At 70.7% G+C, this 17,780-nt stretch carries 23 protein-coding genes; 13 read left to right on the forward strand and 10 right to left on the reverse strand.

Annotated features, from left to right (window positions below; translation table 11 throughout):
• Positions 1–196: 196 nt before the first annotated feature.
• The 9 genes from fliP to flgF all read right to left on the reverse strand — a co-directional run bounded on the left by fliP (position 197) and on the right by flgF (position 6,608).
• A complete protein-coding gene (gene fliP, locus ACFFIC_RS13815; RefSeq protein WP_377051247.1) occupies positions 197–940 on the reverse strand; it encodes a flagellar type III secretion system pore protein FliP in 744 nt (247 codons plus the stop codon).
• On the reverse strand, positions 940–1,221 hold the full coding sequence (locus ACFFIC_RS13820) for a flagellar biosynthetic protein FliO (RefSeq protein ID WP_377051249.1): 282 nt from the start codon (positions 1,219–1,221) through the stop codon (positions 940–942). The genes fliP and ACFFIC_RS13820 overlap by 1 nt, the downstream gene beginning before the upstream one ends.
• Positions 1,222–1,332: 111 nt before the next feature.
• Positions 1,333–1,719: a hypothetical protein gene (locus ACFFIC_RS13825; RefSeq protein ID WP_377051251.1), complete on the reverse strand. Its 387-nt coding sequence runs from the start codon at positions 1,717–1,719 to the stop codon at positions 1,333–1,335.
• Positions 1,716–2,063, reverse strand: a complete 348-nt coding sequence (locus ACFFIC_RS13830) for a rod-binding protein (RefSeq protein WP_377051253.1) — start codon at positions 2,061–2,063, stop codon at positions 1,716–1,718. The genes ACFFIC_RS13825 and ACFFIC_RS13830 overlap by 4 nt, the downstream gene beginning before the upstream one ends.
• A 45-nt stretch (positions 2,064–2,108) precedes the next feature.
• Positions 2,109–3,242 (reverse strand): flagellar basal body P-ring protein FlgI, encoded by a 1,134-nt coding sequence (locus ACFFIC_RS13835; RefSeq protein WP_377051255.1) that lies wholly within the window; start codon positions 3,240–3,242, stop codon positions 2,109–2,111.
• A gap of 9 nt (positions 3,243–3,251) precedes the next feature.
• On the reverse strand, positions 3,252–3,995 hold the full coding sequence (gene flgH / locus ACFFIC_RS13840) for a flagellar basal body L-ring protein FlgH (protein WP_377051257.1): 744 nt from the start codon (positions 3,993–3,995) through the stop codon (positions 3,252–3,254).
• Positions 3,996–4,026: 31 nt separating this feature from the next.
• Positions 4,027–5,022, reverse strand: coding sequence for a flagellar basal body P-ring formation chaperone FlgA (gene flgA, locus ACFFIC_RS13845; protein WP_377051259.1), 996 nt, complete (start codon positions 5,020–5,022; stop codon positions 4,027–4,029).
• 2 nt (positions 5,023–5,024) lie between these two features.
• Positions 5,025–5,810, reverse strand: a complete 786-nt coding sequence (gene flgG / locus ACFFIC_RS13850) for a flagellar basal-body rod protein FlgG (protein ID WP_377051261.1) — start codon at positions 5,808–5,810, stop codon at positions 5,025–5,027.
• A 60-nt stretch (positions 5,811–5,870) separates the two neighbouring features.
• The gene (gene flgF, locus ACFFIC_RS13855) at positions 5,871–6,608 is read right to left on the reverse strand and encodes a flagellar basal-body rod protein FlgF (protein ID WP_377051263.1); all 738 of its coding nucleotides are present in this window, start codon (positions 6,606–6,608) and stop codon (positions 5,871–5,873) included.
• Between the two features lie 259 nt (positions 6,609–6,867).
• Here flgF and ACFFIC_RS13860 point away from each other — a divergent pair, with 259 nt between their 5' ends.
• From ACFFIC_RS13860 to ACFFIC_RS13920, 13 genes are all read left to right on the forward strand, one after another.
• Positions 6,868–7,377, forward strand: a complete 510-nt coding sequence (locus ACFFIC_RS13860) for a flagellar basal body-associated FliL family protein (protein WP_377051265.1) — start codon at positions 6,868–6,870, stop codon at positions 7,375–7,377.
• A complete protein-coding gene (gene fliM / locus ACFFIC_RS13865) occupies positions 7,374–8,654 on the forward strand; it encodes a flagellar motor switch protein FliM (protein WP_456306934.1) in 1,281 nt (426 codons plus the stop codon). Before ACFFIC_RS13860 ends, fliM begins: the two co-directional genes overlap by 4 nt.
• Positions 8,654–9,115, forward strand: a complete 462-nt coding sequence (locus tag ACFFIC_RS13870; RefSeq protein WP_377051267.1) for a DUF6468 domain-containing protein — start codon at positions 8,654–8,656, stop codon at positions 9,113–9,115. Before fliM ends, ACFFIC_RS13870 begins: the two co-directional genes overlap by 1 nt.
• 182 nt (positions 9,116–9,297) lie before the next feature.
• A complete protein-coding gene (locus ACFFIC_RS13875) occupies positions 9,298–9,822 on the forward strand; it encodes a MotE family protein (protein WP_377051269.1) in 525 nt (174 codons plus the stop codon).
• Positions 9,823–9,860: 38 nt separating this feature from the next.
• Positions 9,861–10,247 (forward strand): chemotaxis response regulator CheY, encoded by a 387-nt coding sequence (locus tag ACFFIC_RS13880; protein ID WP_377051271.1) that lies wholly within the window; start codon positions 9,861–9,863, stop codon positions 10,245–10,247.
• A complete protein-coding gene (locus ACFFIC_RS13885) occupies positions 10,240–10,770 on the forward strand; it encodes a hypothetical protein (RefSeq protein ID WP_377051273.1) in 531 nt (176 codons plus the stop codon). Before ACFFIC_RS13880 ends, ACFFIC_RS13885 begins: the two co-directional genes overlap by 8 nt.
• A gap of 13 nt (positions 10,771–10,783) precedes the next feature.
• Positions 10,784–13,972 carry a hypothetical protein gene (locus ACFFIC_RS13890; protein WP_377051275.1) on the forward strand — a complete coding sequence of 1,063 codons (3,189 nt, stop codon included), beginning with the start codon at positions 10,784–10,786 and terminating at the stop codon, positions 13,970–13,972.
• A gap of 68 nt (positions 13,973–14,040) precedes the next feature.
• Positions 14,041–14,421 (forward strand): flagellar basal body rod protein FlgB, encoded by a 381-nt coding sequence (locus ACFFIC_RS13895; protein ID WP_377051277.1) that lies wholly within the window; start codon positions 14,041–14,043, stop codon positions 14,419–14,421.
• Positions 14,422–14,435: 14 nt separating this feature from the next.
• Positions 14,436–14,846: a flagellar basal body rod protein FlgC gene (flgC, locus tag ACFFIC_RS13900; protein WP_377051279.1), complete on the forward strand. Its 411-nt coding sequence runs from the start codon at positions 14,436–14,438 to the stop codon at positions 14,844–14,846.
• A complete protein-coding gene (locus tag ACFFIC_RS13905; protein WP_377051281.1) occupies positions 14,843–15,157 on the forward strand; it encodes a flagellar hook-basal body complex protein FliE in 315 nt (104 codons plus the stop codon). Before flgC ends, ACFFIC_RS13905 begins: the two co-directional genes overlap by 4 nt.
• Positions 15,158–15,214: 57 nt before the next feature.
• Complete coding sequence (locus tag ACFFIC_RS13910; RefSeq protein ID WP_377051283.1) at positions 15,215–15,493, forward strand: flagellar biosynthetic protein FliQ; 279 nt, start codon at positions 15,215–15,217, stop codon at positions 15,491–15,493.
• Positions 15,493–16,266 carry a flagellar biosynthetic protein FliR gene (locus ACFFIC_RS13915; RefSeq protein ID WP_377051285.1) on the forward strand — a complete coding sequence of 258 codons (774 nt, stop codon included), beginning with the start codon at positions 15,493–15,495 and terminating at the stop codon, positions 16,264–16,266. Before ACFFIC_RS13910 ends, ACFFIC_RS13915 begins: the two co-directional genes overlap by 1 nt.
• Before the next feature lie 3 nt (positions 16,267–16,269).
• Positions 16,270–17,331: an EscU/YscU/HrcU family type III secretion system export apparatus switch protein gene (locus ACFFIC_RS13920; protein ID WP_377051287.1), complete on the forward strand. Its 1,062-nt coding sequence runs from the start codon at positions 16,270–16,272 to the stop codon at positions 17,329–17,331.
• A 40-nt stretch (positions 17,332–17,371) separates the two neighbouring features.
• Here ACFFIC_RS13920 and ACFFIC_RS13925 read toward each other — a convergent pair whose 3' ends face one another.
• Positions 17,372–17,737, reverse strand: a complete 366-nt coding sequence (locus ACFFIC_RS13925; protein WP_377051289.1) for a flagellar FliJ family protein — start codon at positions 17,735–17,737, stop codon at positions 17,372–17,374.
• Positions 17,738–17,780: the final 43 nt, after the last annotated feature.

The raw sequence follows: 17,780 nt of genomic DNA on the forward strand, positions 1-17,780 counted from the left end.
GAGTTGAGGCCGATGGCCGGCTTTGCCTGCAGGTGTGTGCGCAGCGCCTTCATGGGCGGCAGGCCACTCGTGGTGCTGCGATGTTCCCGGGTTCTCTGTTGCTGCGGCAGCGGCCGCCCCGAAGGACAGACTGGTTTGGCCCGCTCGGGTGGCGGCTTGCCCAAGCCGGATGCGTCTGCCTTGTGTTGCGAGCGTGCTAATTCGGCATGAAGCCCTGGACGAGGCTGCCGGACACCAGGCGCCATCCATCCACCATGACGAAGAACATGAGCTTGAATGGCAGGGCAACCGTTGGTGGCGGCAGCATCATCATGCCAAGCCCCATCAACACGCTCGCGATAACGAGATCGATCACCAGGAAAGGAAGATAAACAAGGAACCCGATCTCGAAGGCGCGGCGGAGTTCGCCAACCATGAAGGCGGGAACCAGGACGCGCCACGGCGTCTGCGCGGCCTCCTCCTCGGCGGGCAGCTGCGCCAGTTCCCGGAACAACGCGATGTCGCTGTCCCGCGCATTGGTTGTCATAAATGTGCGGAATGGCTCGGCGGCGGCGCGCAGTCCTTCCAGTTCCCCGATCTGCCCAGCCGCCATGGGCTGCAAGCCATCGTTCCAGGCTTTCTCCAAGGTGGGCTGCATCACAAAGAAGCTGAGGAACAACGCGAGGCCTACCAGAACCGGATTCGGTGGCGTTCCCGCAGCCCCGATGGCGCTGCGCAGCAGAGACAGAACAATGGTGATCCGCGCGAATGCGGTCGCCATGACCAGCAGGGAAGGAGCAAGTGAGAGAAGGCCGATCAGTGCCGTGAGCTGCACCAACCGCGTCGTGGCGCCGGACTGGCCGGCCGCTCCCATGTCGATGCTGACGCTCTGTGCCACGGCGAGGCCGGGAAGGAGGACAAGGACCAGACCAAGCGCGGGCAGCCAGGCAAGCCTGCGCATCAGCTCTCATCTCCGTTGGCGGTGGTTGCCGAGGGAGGGTGGATAACGAGATCCTGTGGCCCGCCGATCAGCAAGAGCAGGTCATGCCCGTTGCAGCGCACCAGCAGGAGGCGGCGGCGAGCGTCGAGCGAAAGGGTTTCCAGTAGCGCTATGCGGCGATCGGGCCCGTTCTTCAGCGAGCGGCCAAACCCTGCCGAGAAGCCCATCCGCCTGGGCACCTGGCCGGCCAGCACGATCAGAGCCAGCACCACGGCCAGGGTTGCGGGAACGGTGATCGCCATTCCGGAACTCATGGCGCAGGCCTCCTGCCTTGTTGGTCTCCGTGCATTTTGCTCGGAGTGGTCGCCGGAGGTTTCGAGCGTGCAGCCGTTGCCGCTGTGTTAACGGAACCGTTAAGCTCGGACGGAGATCGCAAGCGGGGAGAAAGCTCCCGCGCTCCGCCCGTAATTGCCAGCGGCCGGGGTGGAGCGCTTTGCGGCCACCGCGAGTGTCTGGACGACCCTTCCCTGGACGGCGATGGCCTGCTCCAGCAAAGCACGGTTCTCGCGCACGCCGTCCCTCAGGCGGTCCACGACAACGGCCAGTTGGGATGCGATGGGGCGCAACTCCTCGGCCGTCAGAGCGCCGCGCGCCATGAGGAAGGCCGTCACGGCCGCTTGCTTCGCCGGAGCCAGGGCGGCCGCGCCGACCAGGTCCTGGGCCTGGAAGGCCTTGGTTTCAGCCGCCATCACTCCGGTGAGTGCCAGAATGGTGCGCTCCAGCTCGTGCAGTCCGCTCATGACGATCCTTCCGGGGCGGGAGACGCGTGCTGGCTGGCTTGCGCCTGAAGGCGCTGCATCTGAGCCAGCACGGCGCCGCCGATTCCAACGCCGCCGGCACGTGCCATGGCACGGCCGAAGTTCTCGACCAGCATCGGCCGCCATTGCGCCTCCGCCGACCCGCCGCCGAAAGGGCCATTGGTCGGCAAGGTGTCGAACATCGGTTGGAGGAGGGCCCCGAGCATCTGCGCCTCGAAGTCCTGGGAGGCGCGGAGCTGCGCCTTGGGGGTCGTGCCCTGCGGCGTGCTCAGCGGGCGTTCGGACCTTGAGGCCTGGGGAGCCTGTGGGATGACGGAGGAAGTCAAGGTCTTAGCTCTCCTTGCAGCCCTTGGAGGACGGATGTGGGTGTCTCATCGCATCTCAAGCTCCGCCTGCAGCGCCCCTGCGGCCTTGATCGTCTGAAGGATGGAGATCATGTCGCGTGGCCCGATACCGAGGCTGTTGAGCCCGCGCACGAGCTCATCCAACGAAACGCCGCCCTGGAGCACGGCCATGCGCCGCTCCGACTGGTCGTCGATGCTGACATCTGTTCTCGGCACGATGGCGGTCTGCCCGTTGGAAAGCGGCGCAGGCTGGCTCACCTGCGGGGTTTCGGTGACCCGGATCACCAGGTTGCCTTGGGCGATGGCCACGGTGCTGATCCGCACATTGGCCCCAACCACGATGGTGCCGGAGGCTTCCTCCACCACCACGCGCGCCACCTGGTCCGGCTCGATGCGGAGCTGCTCGATCTCGCTCACCAAGCCCACCGGATCGCGGCCCGCAAGGGCGACCACCACCGTGCGCGGATCCGTGGCGGAGGCTGTCTGGTTGGAGGTCAGGCGGTTGATCGCGGCGGCGATGCGCCTGGCGGTTGTCAGATCCGGATTGCGCAAGGAAAGCCGCACCTGGTTCCGGCTGCCAAAGGTGAAGGGGACCTCACGCTCCACGATGGCGCCGTTGGCGATCTTCCCGGAGGTTGGCACGCCCCTCGTCACGGAACTCGCAGCTCCCCGGGCGGCGATCGCGCCGGTGGCGAGCGCGCCCTGCGCCACGGCATAGACCTCGCCATCGGCGCCGAGCAGGGGGGTCACCACCAGCGTGCCGCCGGTGAGGTTGGTGGCGTCTCCAAGCGCGGAAACGGCGATGTCCATGCGGCTTCCCGTCCGCATGAAGGCCGGCAGGTTGGCCGTGACCATCACGGCGGCGACGTTCCGGGTGTCGAGCTGCCGCTCCTGGTCCCGGGTGTTCACCCCCAGCCGCTCCAGCATGCCGATGAGCGACTGGCGCGTGAAGATGGCGCTGCGCAGGCGGTCGCCGGTGCCGTTCAGCCCGACAACCAGGCCGTAGCCGACGAGCTGGTTGTCGCGCACGCCCTCGATGTCGGCGATGTCCTTGATGCGGACGCCATTGGTCGATGCACCGCCGCGCTGCGCCTCCGCCGGCTGGACCGGCGCGAGCAGCAGCGGCGCGAGCAGCGCCAGCAGGAGCCTGGATGATCGCATGGCCATGGATCAGAAGGGCAGAATGGCGTCGAGGAGCTGCTGGCCGTAGCGCGGCTGCTGCACGTCGCTGACCGTGCCGCGTCCGCCATAGGCGATCCGTGCCTCCGCCAGCCGGTCGTGCTGGACGGTGTTGTCGCTGGCGATGTCCTGCGGACGGATGATGCCGGCGATGTTGAGATCGCGCATCTCGTGGTTCACCCGCACCTGCTGCCGCCCGCCGACGACGAGGTTCCCGTTCGGCAGAACCTGCGTGACGGTCGCCGCGACCCGCATCTTGACCTCCTCGTTCCGCTGGATTCGGCCGTTGCCCTTTGATGTGTTGGCCGAAGTGGCCTCGATCATCTTGGTGGGATCGATTCCGTTCGGGAGGAAGCGTGCGTAGGAGGCGTCCAGGCCGAGAACCCGGGGGATGCCGAGGTTCTCGGAATTGTCCCGGCTGCGGTCCGTGCTGTTCGAGAGGTCGGCCGTGTCCTTGATGGAAACCAGGATGGTGATGATGTCGCCGATGGCGGCGGCGCGCTGGTCGCGCAGGAAGGTGCGGCTGCCCTGACGCCAGAGACTGTTGTTGGTCTGGTCCCGCATGTCCTGCGCCAAGGGCATCGGCATGGAAACCGGGCGGTATTCCGGGCTGCGGGTCGGATCGGCGATCGGCGCCATCTCGGGCGCGCGCCCGATCTCGGAGATCCGCCTGGCGTTGTCACAGGCAGCAAGGCCGAGAAGCGGGAGAAGGAGCAGGAAGGGGGCGGGGCGCATGACCAGTGTTTTTCCGGTTCTGGATGGGGGTTCAGGGTTGCAGGCCGGCTCTCTGCCCGGCGCCGCGGCTGTTGGGCGTGCCCTCGCGTCCGGTGCCCACAGGCCGGAGCGGGCGCACCCGGTCCGGCGACAGAACCTCGGCCAGCACGGTGCCGCCGGTGGCAAGGTTCATCACCGGAACGATGGCACCGAGCGCACCATCCTCCATCGCGCGTCCCTGGGCCGTGATGGTCAGGCCCGGGGCGGAGTACTGCAGCTGCACGGGCATGTTCCGCAGCAGGGTCGGCGGGGAAGTGAGATCCGCGAGCGGGAGGGACTGGCCGGTCTGCACCGCCCGGCCCAGGCGCTGCCCGACAACGCGCTCGATGCGGTCCGCCATGCCCGGCCGTACCCGTTCGGCGGGCAGGCGCTGGGCCCGCAGGTCGCCCGCGGTCAGCAACTCGCCCGGTCGCAGCGGGCGGGCGGCCACCACGACCTCCCGCATCGCGATCACCCGGCCGGAGAGCCGCTGCCGCAGGGTGGCCATGCCGTCGGCCAGCACCAGGAGCGTGCCGGAGAAACGCCGCGTGCCCGCGTCGTATTCCAGCGCTTCAAAGGAGAGGCGCGGGGCCGGGCCGGTGGAGGGTACGAAGGGCGGCTGATAGCCGAAGAGATCGACATCCAGTCCCGGATCGGCGCCCAGGCCGACCAACTCGCGCTGCAGGGCCTCGTCCAGCTCTTCCCGCGAGAGCGGGCGGCCGGGGCGCTCCACGATCACCCGTTCGTCGCCCGCCAGAGGTGCCCAGGAGAGCAGGTTGTCGCGCGCGATGAGCGCGAGCTGCGGTGCCTCCACGACGAAGCGGCGTCCCGGTGCGGGGGAGGGGCCCAGCGGCTGGATCGCCCGTGGCCCGGCATTCTCGAACAGGTCGCCCAGCGTCACCAGGCCGCCCTCGATCACCGCGTGCGGCCGCGCGGTGACGAAGTCCTGGGCCGCGGCCGGGGCGATTGTCGCGAGCAGGGCGGCGATGAGGTGGCGGGGCCGGAGCACGGTTACCTCAGCCTGGTCAGGGTCGAGAGCATCTCGTCGCTTGTCGTGATCACCTTGCTGTTCATCTCGTAGGCGCGCTGCGCCGTGATGAGGTTGGTGATCTCCTGGACGACGTTGACGTTGGACGTCTCCACGAAGCCCTGCAGGACCTGGCCGAAGCCCGGTGCGCCCGGCGCGCCCTGCTGTGCCGCGCCGGAGCCCGGAGTGGCGAGGAACATGTTATCGCCGACCGCTTCCAGGCCCCCTTCGTTCGCGAAGATGGCAAGCTGGACCTGGCCGACGTTCTGCGGCGCCACCTGGCCATCGATCTTGGCCAGGACCTCGCCGGCCGCGTTGATGGTCACGTCGCGCGCGGTGGATGGCACCGTGATGCCGCCGCTCACCGGGAAGCCGTCCGCGGTGACGATCACGCCCTCGGGCGAGAGGGCGAAGGTGCCGGCGCGGGTATAGGCCGTCTCGCCCGAGGGAAGCTGGACGGGGAAGTAGCCGTTGCCGCGGATCGCGAGGTCGAAGCGGTTCTCCGTCTGGGAAAGGTTGCCCTGCTCGGAGATGCGGTAGATGGCGCCGGTCTTCACGCCGAGGCCCACCTGCGCCCCCGAAGGCAGGATGGTGCCCTGCTCGGAGCTCTGGGAACCGCCGCGGCGGAGGTTCTGGTAGATGAGGTCCTGGAACTCGGCGCGGCGGCGCTTGTAGCCGGTCGTGCTCATGTTCGCGATGTTGTTTGAGATGACCTCGACGTTGGTCTGCTGCGCGAGCATGCCGGTTCCGGCGACGTGAAGGCTACGCATGGTCCTGGGTCTCCGGATGAGGCTGTGGGAACAAGGGGCTGATCGGGAAGGGGAGGGGTATCAGCGGCGCTTCAGGATGCGATCAACGGCGGTCTGAAGCCGCTCGCCATCCTTCTCGATGAACTGGGCGGCGAACTGGAACTCGCGCATCTCCGCCGTCAGCCGCACCATTTCCAGCACGGGCTTGACGTTGCTGCCCTCCACGGAGCCCTGCACCACGGCCGGGCGCTGCACGGGCTCGGGCCGCGCCTCCGGCGGGGCGGCATAAAGGCGCGAGCCCTCGGCCTGGAGGTCCTGCGTGCGCTCGAAGTTCACGACCTTCAGCCGCCCGGCCGGGCCGGCCTCGGTGCTCACGGTGCCATCGCCCGTGATCTCGATGCGCGTGCTGTTGGGCGGCAGGACCAGGGGGCCGGCATCCGTGAGCACCGGGTTGCCGTCGGAATCAACAACGCCGTTCTCCGGTGACAGGGCAAAGCGGCCCGCCCGCGTGTAGCGTTCCCCATTAGGGGTCTGGACGGCAAAGAAGCCTTCGTTGCTCAGCGCGACATCCAGCGGGTTCCCGGTGCGCTGCAGGGCTCCCGGGGAAAAGTCGCGCCAGGTGGCGCGGTCCTGGCTGTAGGCGAGGGGCTTGCCGCCGACGATGCCCATGCCGTCCTGGCCGGCCATCTGGGTGGCGAAGATGGTCTGGCTCGCCTTGAAGGCTGGAGTGTCCGCATTGGCCATGTTGGTGGCCAGCACATCGGTGGCCCGCCGCTGCGCGACGAGGCGCGAGAGCACGACATAGCCCGGCAGATCCATCGTTGCACCGCTCCTCACCACCCCGCCTTCCGGCGGCAGCCCGCGAAGAGGAAGCCGGCGGGGCGAAACCGTCCGGACCGTTCCTCGGGCCATGTCGTGGTGCGTAGGAGGCAATTGTTGACAGAACGTTGAGGAAGTGCGCGGTCGTTAAGGCGCCGTTTATCCGCCGCTGATGCCCGCCGATCCGCGGAGCACCGGTAAAGAATCCGTTAACAGCTACCTTCTAGAGCCGCTCACATTCCAGGATGGAGTGGGCGCCATGAGTGGCGGCGCGCAGGGCAAAGCAGCCCAGACTGAAGCGGGGACCAAGAAGCGAGGCAAGCTGCCGCTGATCGCGGCTGTGCTCGTGCTGCTGCTTGCCGGCGGCGGGGCTGGGGCCTGGTACGCCGGGCTGCTGCCGGGCTTCGGCGGCAACCACGACACGCACGAGGCGGCGGACGCCGTGGCAAAGGCCGCCGCGAAGCCGCCGGTGTTCATCGAGATCCCGGACATCATCGCCAACCTCAACAGCACTGCCCGGCGCCAGACCTTCATCAAGGTGCGGGCCCGGCTTGAAGTGGCCGACGAGGCCCAGGGCAAGATCGTGCAGGCGGCCATGCCGAGGCTGCTGGATCTGTTCGGAGGCTACCTGCGCGAGACCCGGCCGGAAGAGCTGCGGGGCAGCGCCGGCACGCAGCGCCTGCGCGAGGAGATTGTGACCCGGGCCAATCTGGCCGTCGCGCCCGCCCGGATCTCCGACGTGCTGTTCGTCGAACTGGTCATGCAATGAGCGACGCGCCCGCAACCGTCGGCGAGGCCGCGCCCGAGGCGGATGAGGGCTGGGGCGACGCCCTGGCCGAGGCAGCGGCCGGCGGCGTGCAGGAGGCCCCGGCCGGGGCAGCGCCCAAGGCCCCCGCGGAGGACCTGGAGGGGTGGGGCGAGGCCCTGGCAGAGGCCGGCAAGGGCGGGGATGAGGGCATGGGCGGCCCTGCCGCACCCGCCGAGGAGGATGGCTGGGGCGAGGCGCTGGCCGACGCCGTGGCGCCCGCCGTCGCCGCGCCCGCGCCTGAGCCGACCCGGGTGTTGAGCCAGGCGGAGATCGACAGCCTGCTCGGCTTCGATGCCGGGGACGGCGGGGAGGACAACACCTCCTCCGGCATGGAAAGGGTGATCGCGCGGGGGCTCGTCTCCTACGAGCGCCTGCCGATGCTCGAGATCGTTTTCGACCGTCTCGTTCGCATCATGTCGACCAGCCTGCGCAACTTCACGCAGGACAATGTCGAGGTCTCGATCGAGAGCATCAACAGCCTCCGCTTCGGCGACTACCTGAACTCCATTCCCCTTCCGGCCATGCTGGTCGTCTTCAAGGCCGAGGAATGGGACAATTTCGGTCTGGTTGTCGTGGATTCCGCCCTGATCTACTCGGTTGTGGACGTGCTGCTCGGTGGCCGCCGCGGCACCTCGCCCATGCGGGTCGAGGGACGACCCTACACCACCATCGAGCGTGGGCTGATCGAACGCCTCTGCGCCGTGGTGCTGCAAGACCTCACCGAGGCTTTCAGCCCGCTGGCCGAGGTGCATTTCAGCTTCGACCGCCTGGAGGTGAACCCACGTTTCGCGGCGATCAGCCGTGCCAGCAACGCCGCCGTGCTGACGCGCATGCGCATCGACATGGAAAGCCGCGGCGGTCAGATCCAGCTGCTCCTGCCCTACTCCACGCTGGAGCCCGTGCGCGAGCTGCTGCTGCAGCAGTTCATGGGCGAGAAGTTCGGCCGCGACTCCATCTGGGAAACCCACCTGGCCGAGGAACTGCGCCAGACCGAGGTGGCTCTGGACGTGGTGCTGGACGAGCAGACGATGGACCTCGCGGATGTGCTCTCGCTGCGGGTGGGCGACCGCATCACCCTGGGCGTGGGCCCCGGCGCACCGGTCCGGCTGCGTTGCGGCGACACCGCTCTGTTCGAGGGCAAGGTGGGCGGGCGCAAGGGCCGCCTGGCCGTGCGCATCGAGCGCGGCTTTGGGCGCCATGCCCAGGAGCCGGACGTGTCGGCGATGGAGGCCGTCTGATGGGCCTGCTGGAATGGGCGATCCAGGCGGCGCTGGTGCTGGGCCTTCTGGTCGCGCTTCCCATGGCACTTCGGCTGGAGCGCGCCCTGAGCGCCCTGCGCCAGGACCGCGAGGCCATGGCGAGCAGCATGAAGGCCTTCGCCGAAGCCACGCGGGAGGCCGACGGCGCCATCCTGCGCCTGCGGGCCGCCGCGGACAGCATCGGGCGGAGCATCGGCGGGCAGACCGTTGCCGCCAAGACGCTGAGCGACGACCTGCGCTTCCTGACGGAGCGCGCCGAAGGACTGGCGGACCGGCTCGACAACGTGATCCGTGCCGTCCGTGGCGCGCCTCCCGCGCAGTCCGGGACCCTCAACCCCATGCCCGCCGCCGCTCCGCCCGCACCGGAGCCGGCCGACGCGCTGCGTCCGCGTGCCGAGCAGGACCTGCTTCAGGCGCTGATCCGGAAGCGTGCGCCATGAAGGCCGTTTTCGCGCTCCGTTGCCTTATGACGGGATGTGGGGTTCTCCTTGCCCTCAAGGGGGCATGGCTGATCGGCGAGTGGCCGGGCGCCGCGCAGGCGGCCAGCCGCCAGGCTGTGGCGGAGGCACCGGTCCGCAATCCCGCCGTGGTTCCGGTCCGCGCGGCGCAAGCCTCGGGCACCATGGATCCGCCGCCGCCGCGCCGAACGCAGGCCACTCCCCCGAACGGCGCTCAACCAGCTCCGGCCGCGCCGCCGCCGCTCCCGGCCGCCGCTGGAAACGCGCCGGCGGCCGCAAGCCAGGCCGACGAGGCTCTTGCCCTGGCGCTGCGCGGCCGTCGCCAGCAGCTGGACGAACGCGAACAGTCGGTTGCGACCCGCGAGGCCGTGCTGGCCGCAACCGAGAAGCGTCTCCAGGCGCGGATCGACTCGCTGGTGGAACTGCAGGCGCGGATCGACGCGAACGAGCGCGCCGCCAAGTCCCGCGAGGAGGCGCACTGGGCCAATCTCGCGCGCCTTTACGAAGCCATGCGCCCGCGAGAGGCGGCGGTGGTCTTCAACGAACTCGATCTGCCGATGCTGGCGCAGATCGTGAACCGCATGCGTGAACAGAAGGCCGCTACCGTCTTCAGCTCCATGGAGCCGGAGCGGGTGCGGGCACTGACGGCGGAGCTCGCGCGCATGCGGGCCAGCCGGCCGGCACTCTGAATACGTCACCGCAGCCCCAACGAAGCAGGCCCGATCCCATGACCCTCGACCGCAGCATCAAGGTTCTCGTCGTCGATGACTACAAGACGATGACCCGCATCATCCGCAACCTGCTCAAGCAGATCGACTTCCATGACGCCGACGAGGCCGCCGACGGCCATGAGGCGCTCGCGAAGCTCCGCAGCGGAAACTTCGGCCTGGTGATCAGCGACTGGAACATGGTGCCGATGACCGGCCTGGACCTGCTCAAGGAAGTGCGCGCCGACGCGCGCCTGAAGCACCTTCCCTTCATCATGGTTACGGCCGAGAGCAAGACGGAGAACGTCGTGGCCGCGAAGCAGGCCGGGGTGTCCAACTACATCGTCAAGCCGTTCAACGCCGAAACGCTGCGCGAGAAGATCGAGAAGGTGATGGCGCATGCCTGATAACTCCAGCGTCTCCATCGCGCATCTGCGCGGGGACCTGACGGCAACGGCCGCTTCGCTCCTTCAGGAGCTGGACAGCCTGGGGCGCATCGTCTCGACCGCGAGGGCAGAGGTGGTGGCGCTCCGCGCGGAGGGGCTGGACGAGGATCTCATTCCCTCGGCAACCGACGAGCTGGCTGAGATCGTGAACCACACCGCCCAGGCGACGCACGACATCCTGGATGCCTGCGAGCAGCTCGAAACCCTCCAGGCGGCGACCCCGGACGGCTCGGAAGCGCTGGTGGCCGCGACCACCCGGATCTACGAGGCCTGCGCTTTCCAGGACATCACCGGGCAGCGGATCGCCAAGGTGGTTTCGGCGCTGCAGCTGATCGAGGCGCGGATCGGCAAGGCAAAGGCCAGCTTCGCGCCGGTGGTGGCCGCGTCGGTCCCGGAGCCGACAGCACCCGCGATGCTGCTGAACGGCCCGCAACTGCCGGGCAACGCCATCTCCCAGTCCGCCATCGACGCCTTGTTCGACTAGGTCAGACCTGCCCATGTTCCGGCCCCGTGCCATTCTGCTCCTGCCTTTGCTGCTTCTGGCTGGCGGCGTGCTGCCAGCGGATCCGCTGCGCGCCGCCGAGCCGTCCTCCGTGGCGGTGCGGGCGGGTGGGCAGGCCGGCATCGGCCGGCTGGTGTTCGAGTGGCCGGACGCGCCGGGCTACAGCCTCCTGCAGGATGGCACCGTGGTGGACCTCCGCTTCGGCGCGTTGGGCACGCTTGCGCTCGATGCGGTGATCGCACGGCCGCCGCCGAATGTTGTCCGCGTGGAGGAGGTGCGGGGTGGATTGCGGCTGCACCTGCAGGACGGTGCGCAGCTGCGCCACTTCCTTCAGGGCTCGCAGGTGGTGGTCGAGATCGCGGGGCCGCAGGGCTTTTCCGCCCCGCGCCGCCCGGGAAGGCCGGCGCCGGTCGCGCGCGGTCCGTCCGCCCCGCCGGTCCCCGAACGGGGCCCCGGACAGGCGGCCCCCGGACAGGCGGCCTCCGGACAGGCAGCCTCCGGGCAGGCAGCCCCCGGGTCAGGGGCGCCTGCCCTGGCACGGCGGGAGGAGTCCGTGCTGGCCGCCATCGCCGCGCTGGGTGCGGCACGGCCAGCGGAGGGCCTCCAGCCGCCTGCCGCAGCATCGTCCCCTGCGGCGGCATCGGTGGCGGCCTCCCCTGCGGCACCCGGAGCCGCCCCACAGGAGGCTGGCGTCGCGGTTCCCGTGGCCCCCCCACCCATAGCCGCGCGAGGGGAGACTCCCGCACGGCGCGAGGTCGCCGGGCGGACGGAGCAGCCTGCGCCGGTGGAGCCCCGACCGGCGGTCGCAGTGCCGGCTCCGCTTCCCGAGCCGTCCCCGGCCGCTGTTTCCCCCGTGCCGTTGCCCTCCACCCCCATTCCAGCCCCGTCCCAGGCTGCAGATCCGCCGCGCGGACGTCCAACGGCGGCGCAGTCGGGACCCTTTGTGCTGCCCTTCGCGGCGGATTCGCATGTTGCGGCGCTGGTGCGCGCCGACTCGCTCATCCTGGTGTTCGACGATCCGCAAAGGATGAGGCCCGAGACACTTCGCCAGCTCTCCGAAGCCTTCGGCTCCTTTGAGGTTCTGGAGGTTCCCGGCAGTACGGTGCTGCGCCAGCGTGTGCCCGCGCGGGGGCTGCCCAAGCTGCGCGTTACGGGGGATGCCTGGGCCTTGTGGCCGGCGGGCTCGGGGCCCGGCGCACCACTTGCCGCCATCACGCCTTCCTATGAGGCGGGGCAGGCGGGCCCCGGCGGTGCGGCGCCGCGCCTGCTGCTTCCGGCGGAGGGCGCAGGGCGTGTTGTCGCGATCCCTGATCCGGCCGGGGAGGGGCTGCTGCTCGTCGGCCTGGTTTCCGGGCCGGGGGCCGGCAGCCCGGCTCCCCGCCCCTTCGAGCCGTTCGACGTATTGCCGACCGAACTGGGTGTTGCGCTCGCCGTGCGGTCCGACGCGGTGACGCTGCGCCCGACGCGCGGTGGGTTCGCAGTGCCTCTGGCCCATAGCGGGCCGCTGGCGATTGCGCCGCTCCCCACGCCGTCGGTGGCCCAGCGCCTGATGGACCTGCCGAACGAGCCCCTGCAGGCGCTGGACCAGCGGCGGCGCGCCACCCTGGGCAAGCTGATCATGGCCGAGCCGCAGGCACGGGGCGAACTCCGCATCAACCTCGCGCAGGACATGCTCGCGCTCGGACTGGCTGCGGAGGCACAGGGCCTGGCCCAGATGGCCGTCTCGGAGGATCCACGCCTGGCTGGCCTTCCGCGGGCCCTGATGGTTGCCGGCGCCAGCGCCCTCGTGGCGGGCCGCCGGGACGAAGCGAAGCCGCCGCTGACCGATCCTCGCCTGCCTGCCCTGGAGGAGACGCGCCTTTGGCGCGCCCTCGCCTCCCTGGCCGACACCGGGCTCGACCGCGAGCCCGTCGAATCCATCGCCGAGCTGGCGGCCACGGCCCCGATGCTGCGCAGCTATCCGGCGGCAGTGCGGCAACGGCTGCTTCCGATGGCGGCGCGCGCCCTTGCGGCAAACGGAGCGCCGGATGCGGCCGCGTCCCTCCTGGATGCCGCCCCCGCCGAGGATGCGGCCTTGCCCGCGATGGCCTATGCCCGCGCCCGGCTGGCGGAGGCACGCGGCGACACGGAGGCCGCGCTCTCGGACTACGATGCCCTGTCGCAGGCCCGGGACAGCGACATGCGCGCCCGGGCGCTCGGGCGCGCCGCGGAGCTGCGCCTCGCAGGCGGTGGCGCCGATGCGGCGACCACGGCGGCGGCGCTGGCCGCAGGCATCACCGCATGGCGCGGCGACGCCCGCGAACTCGACCGCCGCCTGCGTGCGGCGACCCTCTACCAACAGGCCGGCCGTGCGGAACTGGCCGTCGATCTGCTGGATGAAACCGAGAGCATCTTTCCCGAGGCAGCGCCGCAGATCGCGCCGGTTCGCCAAGCTGCGGTCTTCGGGCGCGTGACCGATCCCCACCTTCCGCCGCTGGAGGCGGCGCGGCGTCTCACCGAGGGCATGAGCAGCCTGCCGGCCGGGCCGGCGCTGGATGCCGCCGCCCTGCGCGTGGCGAACCGCCTGGCCGAGCTGGACCTGCATGCCCAGGGCGCCGCGCTGTTGCAGCGCGCCGCGGAGCGGAGCGAGGCGCCCGCCGCCCTGCGGCTGCGCCAGGCCGAGCTGCTGGTGGCCGGCGGCCAGGGGCGGACCGCGCTGGACATCCTCCAGGCCACCGCTCCGTCGGGCGCGGCACGGCCCGCGCGGCGGGAACTGGTGGAAGCACGGGCCCTGGTGCTGGCGGGCGATGTGGGACGCGCCGAGGAGGTCCTGCGCCGCCTCGGAGCCACCGGTGCGGCGCCCCTGGCGGAGCTGCTGGCCTCTCGCCAGGACTGGGCCGGCGCAGCACAGGCCCTGGCGCAGCATGCCGGCGGCGTGCTGCCCGCGGCACCTGCCCCGCTGGACGAGCCGCAGCGCCAGCTTCTTCTGAGGCTGGCCGCCTTCAGCGCGCTGGCCGGGGACGAGCCCCGCGTGGCGGAACTCCGTGCCTCCTACGGCCCCCGCATGGCCCGCGGCTCCATGGCCGAAGCCTTCGCCGCCCTGGTGGCCGAGGCGCCACGACAGGGCGTGCCCGACCTGGACAGGCTGCGGAGAGAGGTTGCCATGGGTGACAAGCTTTCGGAGCAGCTTCGCAGCCTGCGCTGAGCCCTGCGGTGGATCACGGTTCGGTTAACATGATGGTTGCAACTCGGCCCGAAGTGTCGGGAATGAGCGTGAACCGACCCGATCCGCAGGCCTTGGCCGGGCAAAGATTGCAGTGGCTGGAGCAGCGGCAGCAGGTGCTGGCGAAGAACATCGCCAATGCCAACACGCCGGGCTTCCAGCCGAGCGACCTGCCGCCCTTCGAGCGGCAGCTTCAGCGCGCCGGCGCGGCGGCGGGTGTCATGCGCACCGACCCGAAGCACCTGGCCAGCGCCGGAAGCGACGGTGCGGTGCGAGAGCGCCGCAACGCCGAGCGGAGCCCGGACGGAAACGGCGTGGCGCTGGACGTGCAGGCCCTGAAGGTGGCCGAGACCGACCAGGCGCATGCGCTGGCGCTCAACCTTCACCGGAGCTGGGTTGGCATGTTCCGCACCGCGCTCGGGCGCGGCTAAAGGGAGACGGCAGCATGGATCTCGACCGCGCATTGACGATCTCGGCCTCAGGAATGACGGCGCAATCCTCCCGCCTGCGGGTTGTGGCCGAAAACCTGGCGAATCAGGACTCCACCGGCACGGCGCCGGGCGCCGATCCTTACCGCCGCAAGACCGTCACCTTTGAGCGCCACGTGGACCGTGCCACCGGCGCGGAATCGCTGCGGCCCGGCCGCGTCGGCACCGCGCCCGGCGAATTTCCCGCCCATTACGAGCCGAACCACCCCGCCGCCGACGAACGCGGGTATGTGCGCACCCCGAACGTCGACAGCCTGATCGAGGTGATGGACATGCGGGAGGCGCAGCGCAGCTACAGCGCGAACCTTTCTGTGCTGGAAACCACGCGCGGCATGCTGCAGCGCGCGATCGACTCCCTGCGCGCATGACCGCCGCCCTGACCGGCGCCAATGCGGCGCTCAACGCCTACCGCGCCGCGGCGCAGGGCCAGCCGGGCGGCACCGCAGCGGCCGTCAATTCCACCGACGGCTTCGGCGCCATGCTTGAACGCGCCATGGAGGGCGCGGTGGATGCGGCCCGCAACGCCGACACCACGAGCGTGCAGGCGATGACCGGGCAGGCGGGCGTGACCGACGTGGTGCTGGCCGTGTCACGCGCCGAACTGGCCCTTCAGACAACCGTCGCGCTGCGCGACCGCGTGGTGTCCGCCTATCAGGACATCATGAGGATGCCGATCTAGGGGCATCCGGATCACGGGCAAGACGCCCGGGATGAAAGCCGCAGGAGGCGGCCTGGCATGACGGAAACCGAAGTCCTGGCCGTGGCCGGGCAGCAGGCCATCTGGGCCTGCCTCATGGTGGGCGGCCCCTTGCTGGGGCTCCTGCTCGCCGTTGGCGTCGTGGTCGCGATCCTGCAGGCGCTGACCCAGGTGCAGGAGGCTGCCCTGGCCTTCGTGCCCAAGATGGTGGTGCTCGGTCTGGCACTGATGTTCGGCGGCCCGATGGCCATGAGTGTCCTGCGCACCTTCACGGAGGACATCTTCGCGCAGATGGTCAGCGTCGGCGGGCTCCGCTGATGGATGCGGTCTGGCTGGACCGCCTCCCTCTCCTGGCCTTCCAGGCGGCGCTGCTGATAGCCCGCATCGGCGCCTGCGGCATGGTTCTGCCGGGCCTCGGCGAAACGGATGTGCCGGTGCGCGTGCGGCTCGGCCTTTCGATCGCCGTGGTGGCCCTGTTGCTGCCTCCGCTGGCGCCGCAGCTTCCGGCCGAGCCGTCTTCTGCCGCCGCCCTCGCCTTGCTCGTCGCCCTGGAGGTCGCCATCGGGCTCTGGCTCGGTTGGCTGGCGCGGCTGGTGAGCTTTGCCCTGGTGATCGCGGGCCAGGCGATCGGGTTCCTGATCGGCCTCGCGAGCGTGCTGACCCAGGACGCGATGCAGGGCTCCCAGGCGCTTGCCACCGGCCGCCTGCTGGGCCTCGCCGCGGCGGCGCTGACCCTGAGCACGGGCCTCTACACGCTGCCGCTCCGCGCGCTGGCCGAAAGCTACACGGTGCTGCCGCCCGGCGGGGCCCTGCCGGCGGGAATGGTGGTGGAGTCGGTGGTCGCCGCCACGGCCGAAAGCTTCGCGCTGGCGATGCGGCTCGCGGCGCCGATGGTGCTGCTGGCGGTGCTCCTGCAGGTGGGCAGCGGCCTGCTCTCGCGCGTGGCGCCGCAGGTGCAGATCTTCATCCTCGCGGCCCCGGCGCAGACCCTGGTGGGCTTGCTCCTGCTGGCGGTCCTGCTGCCCGTCATCCTGACCCACTGGACGGATGCGGCGGGCGAGAGCTTCGCGCGGCTGCCGGGGCTGAACTGACCCGTGTCCGAGGAGCAGGGCGACGCCGAGGACCGGCAACACGAAGCCTCGCAGCGCCGGCTGGACCAGGCGCGGGAGCGCGGCGACGTCCCGCTGTCGCGCGAGACCGTCCAGCTGGCAAGCTTCGCCGGCGGCGCCGTCGCGCTCGGCATCCTCGGGCCACAGCTCGGCCGCGACCTTCTGAACGACGCACGCGCGCTGCTCGCGCTCAGCCATGCCTCCACGCCGGAGGGTGCGCTCGTGGCGCTGCTGAGGACCGCCCTGCCGGTCAGCCTCGGCGTGGCCGGTGCCGCGGCCCTGGGTGGCGTGGCGGCGACGCTGTTTCAGACGCGCCTGCTGGTTTCCGCCAAGGCCCTGGTGCCCAAGCCTTCCAAGCTGAGCCCTCTTGCGGGCGCCAAGCGCCTGTTCGGCCCGCACGGCCTGCAGGAGCTGGCGCGCGCGATCGTCAAGCTCGTGGCCACCGGCGCCGCGCTCTGGTGGGCCACCAGCGGGCTGGTGCCGGTTCTGCGGGACGTGCTGTCCGAGCCCGCGGAGATGATGGTGGGCGTGCTGTGCGAGCTTCTCGGGCGGCTGGTGATCGCGGCGCTGGTCGCCCTCGCGGTTCTGGCCGCCGCCGACTTCCTGTGGGTGCGCCTGCGGTTCAACCGCCGCCTGCGCATGAGCCTTCAGGAGGTGAAGGACGAAATGAAGGAGAGCGAGGGAGACCCGCATTTCCGCGCGGTCCGCAAGGCCAAGATGCGAAGCCGCAGCCGCAGGCGCATGCTGGACGCCGTGCCGACCGCCACCGTGGTGGTCACGAACCCCACGCATTACGCGGTGGCGCTCGCCTATGAGCGCGGGGTGGATGCCGCGCCCCGCGTGGTGGCGCGCGGCGTGGATGCGATGGCTGCGCGCATCCGGCGCCTCGCCGAGGAGCATGGCGTGCCGCTGATCCCGAACCCGCCGCTGGCCCGCGCCCTGTACAAGCTTGACGACGATGCGCAGATCCCGCCCGAACACTTCAAGGCGGTCGCGGAACTGATTGCGCTCGTCTGGCGCATGCGGGCGCGGCGGTCCCCCGCCTAGCGCGGCGGGCCCACGGCCCTCGGCCGCAAGCGCGCGGCCCTCAGCGCGTCGCCTGACGGGCGCCCATCTCGTCCAGCGCAGCCTGGCTGCGGCGGGCCGCCTTGCGCGCCATCTCCGCCGCCTGGTTCTCGCGCAGAAGCTCCACGGCCCGCTCGGCGGCGCGGGCGGCGGCCAGCGCCTCGCGGGCCGTCTCGGCCGCGCTCTCGGCCAGCCGCGCCTCGGTGGCGGTGCGCTGGCGCATGGATTCGCCGCGCGGCAGCCAGGCGACCAGGTCGGATGTCGCGTGCAGGCTCAGCATCGGCTCCGGTGCCCGCAGGGTGGCGCCGGTGACTTCGCGCGGGATGACGGCCGCCGCGGCTTCGGCCTGCCGGGCCGCTTCGGCCGCGCTGGCCCGCCGCGCGGTCATGGCGCGCTGCGCCTCCAGGGCCTCCAGCCCACGAAGGCGCTGC

Source organism: Muricoccus vinaceus (genome assembly GCF_042433125.1).
Taxonomy (GTDB): Bacteria; Pseudomonadota; Alphaproteobacteria; order Acetobacterales; family Acetobacteraceae; genus Roseomonas; species Roseomonas vinacea.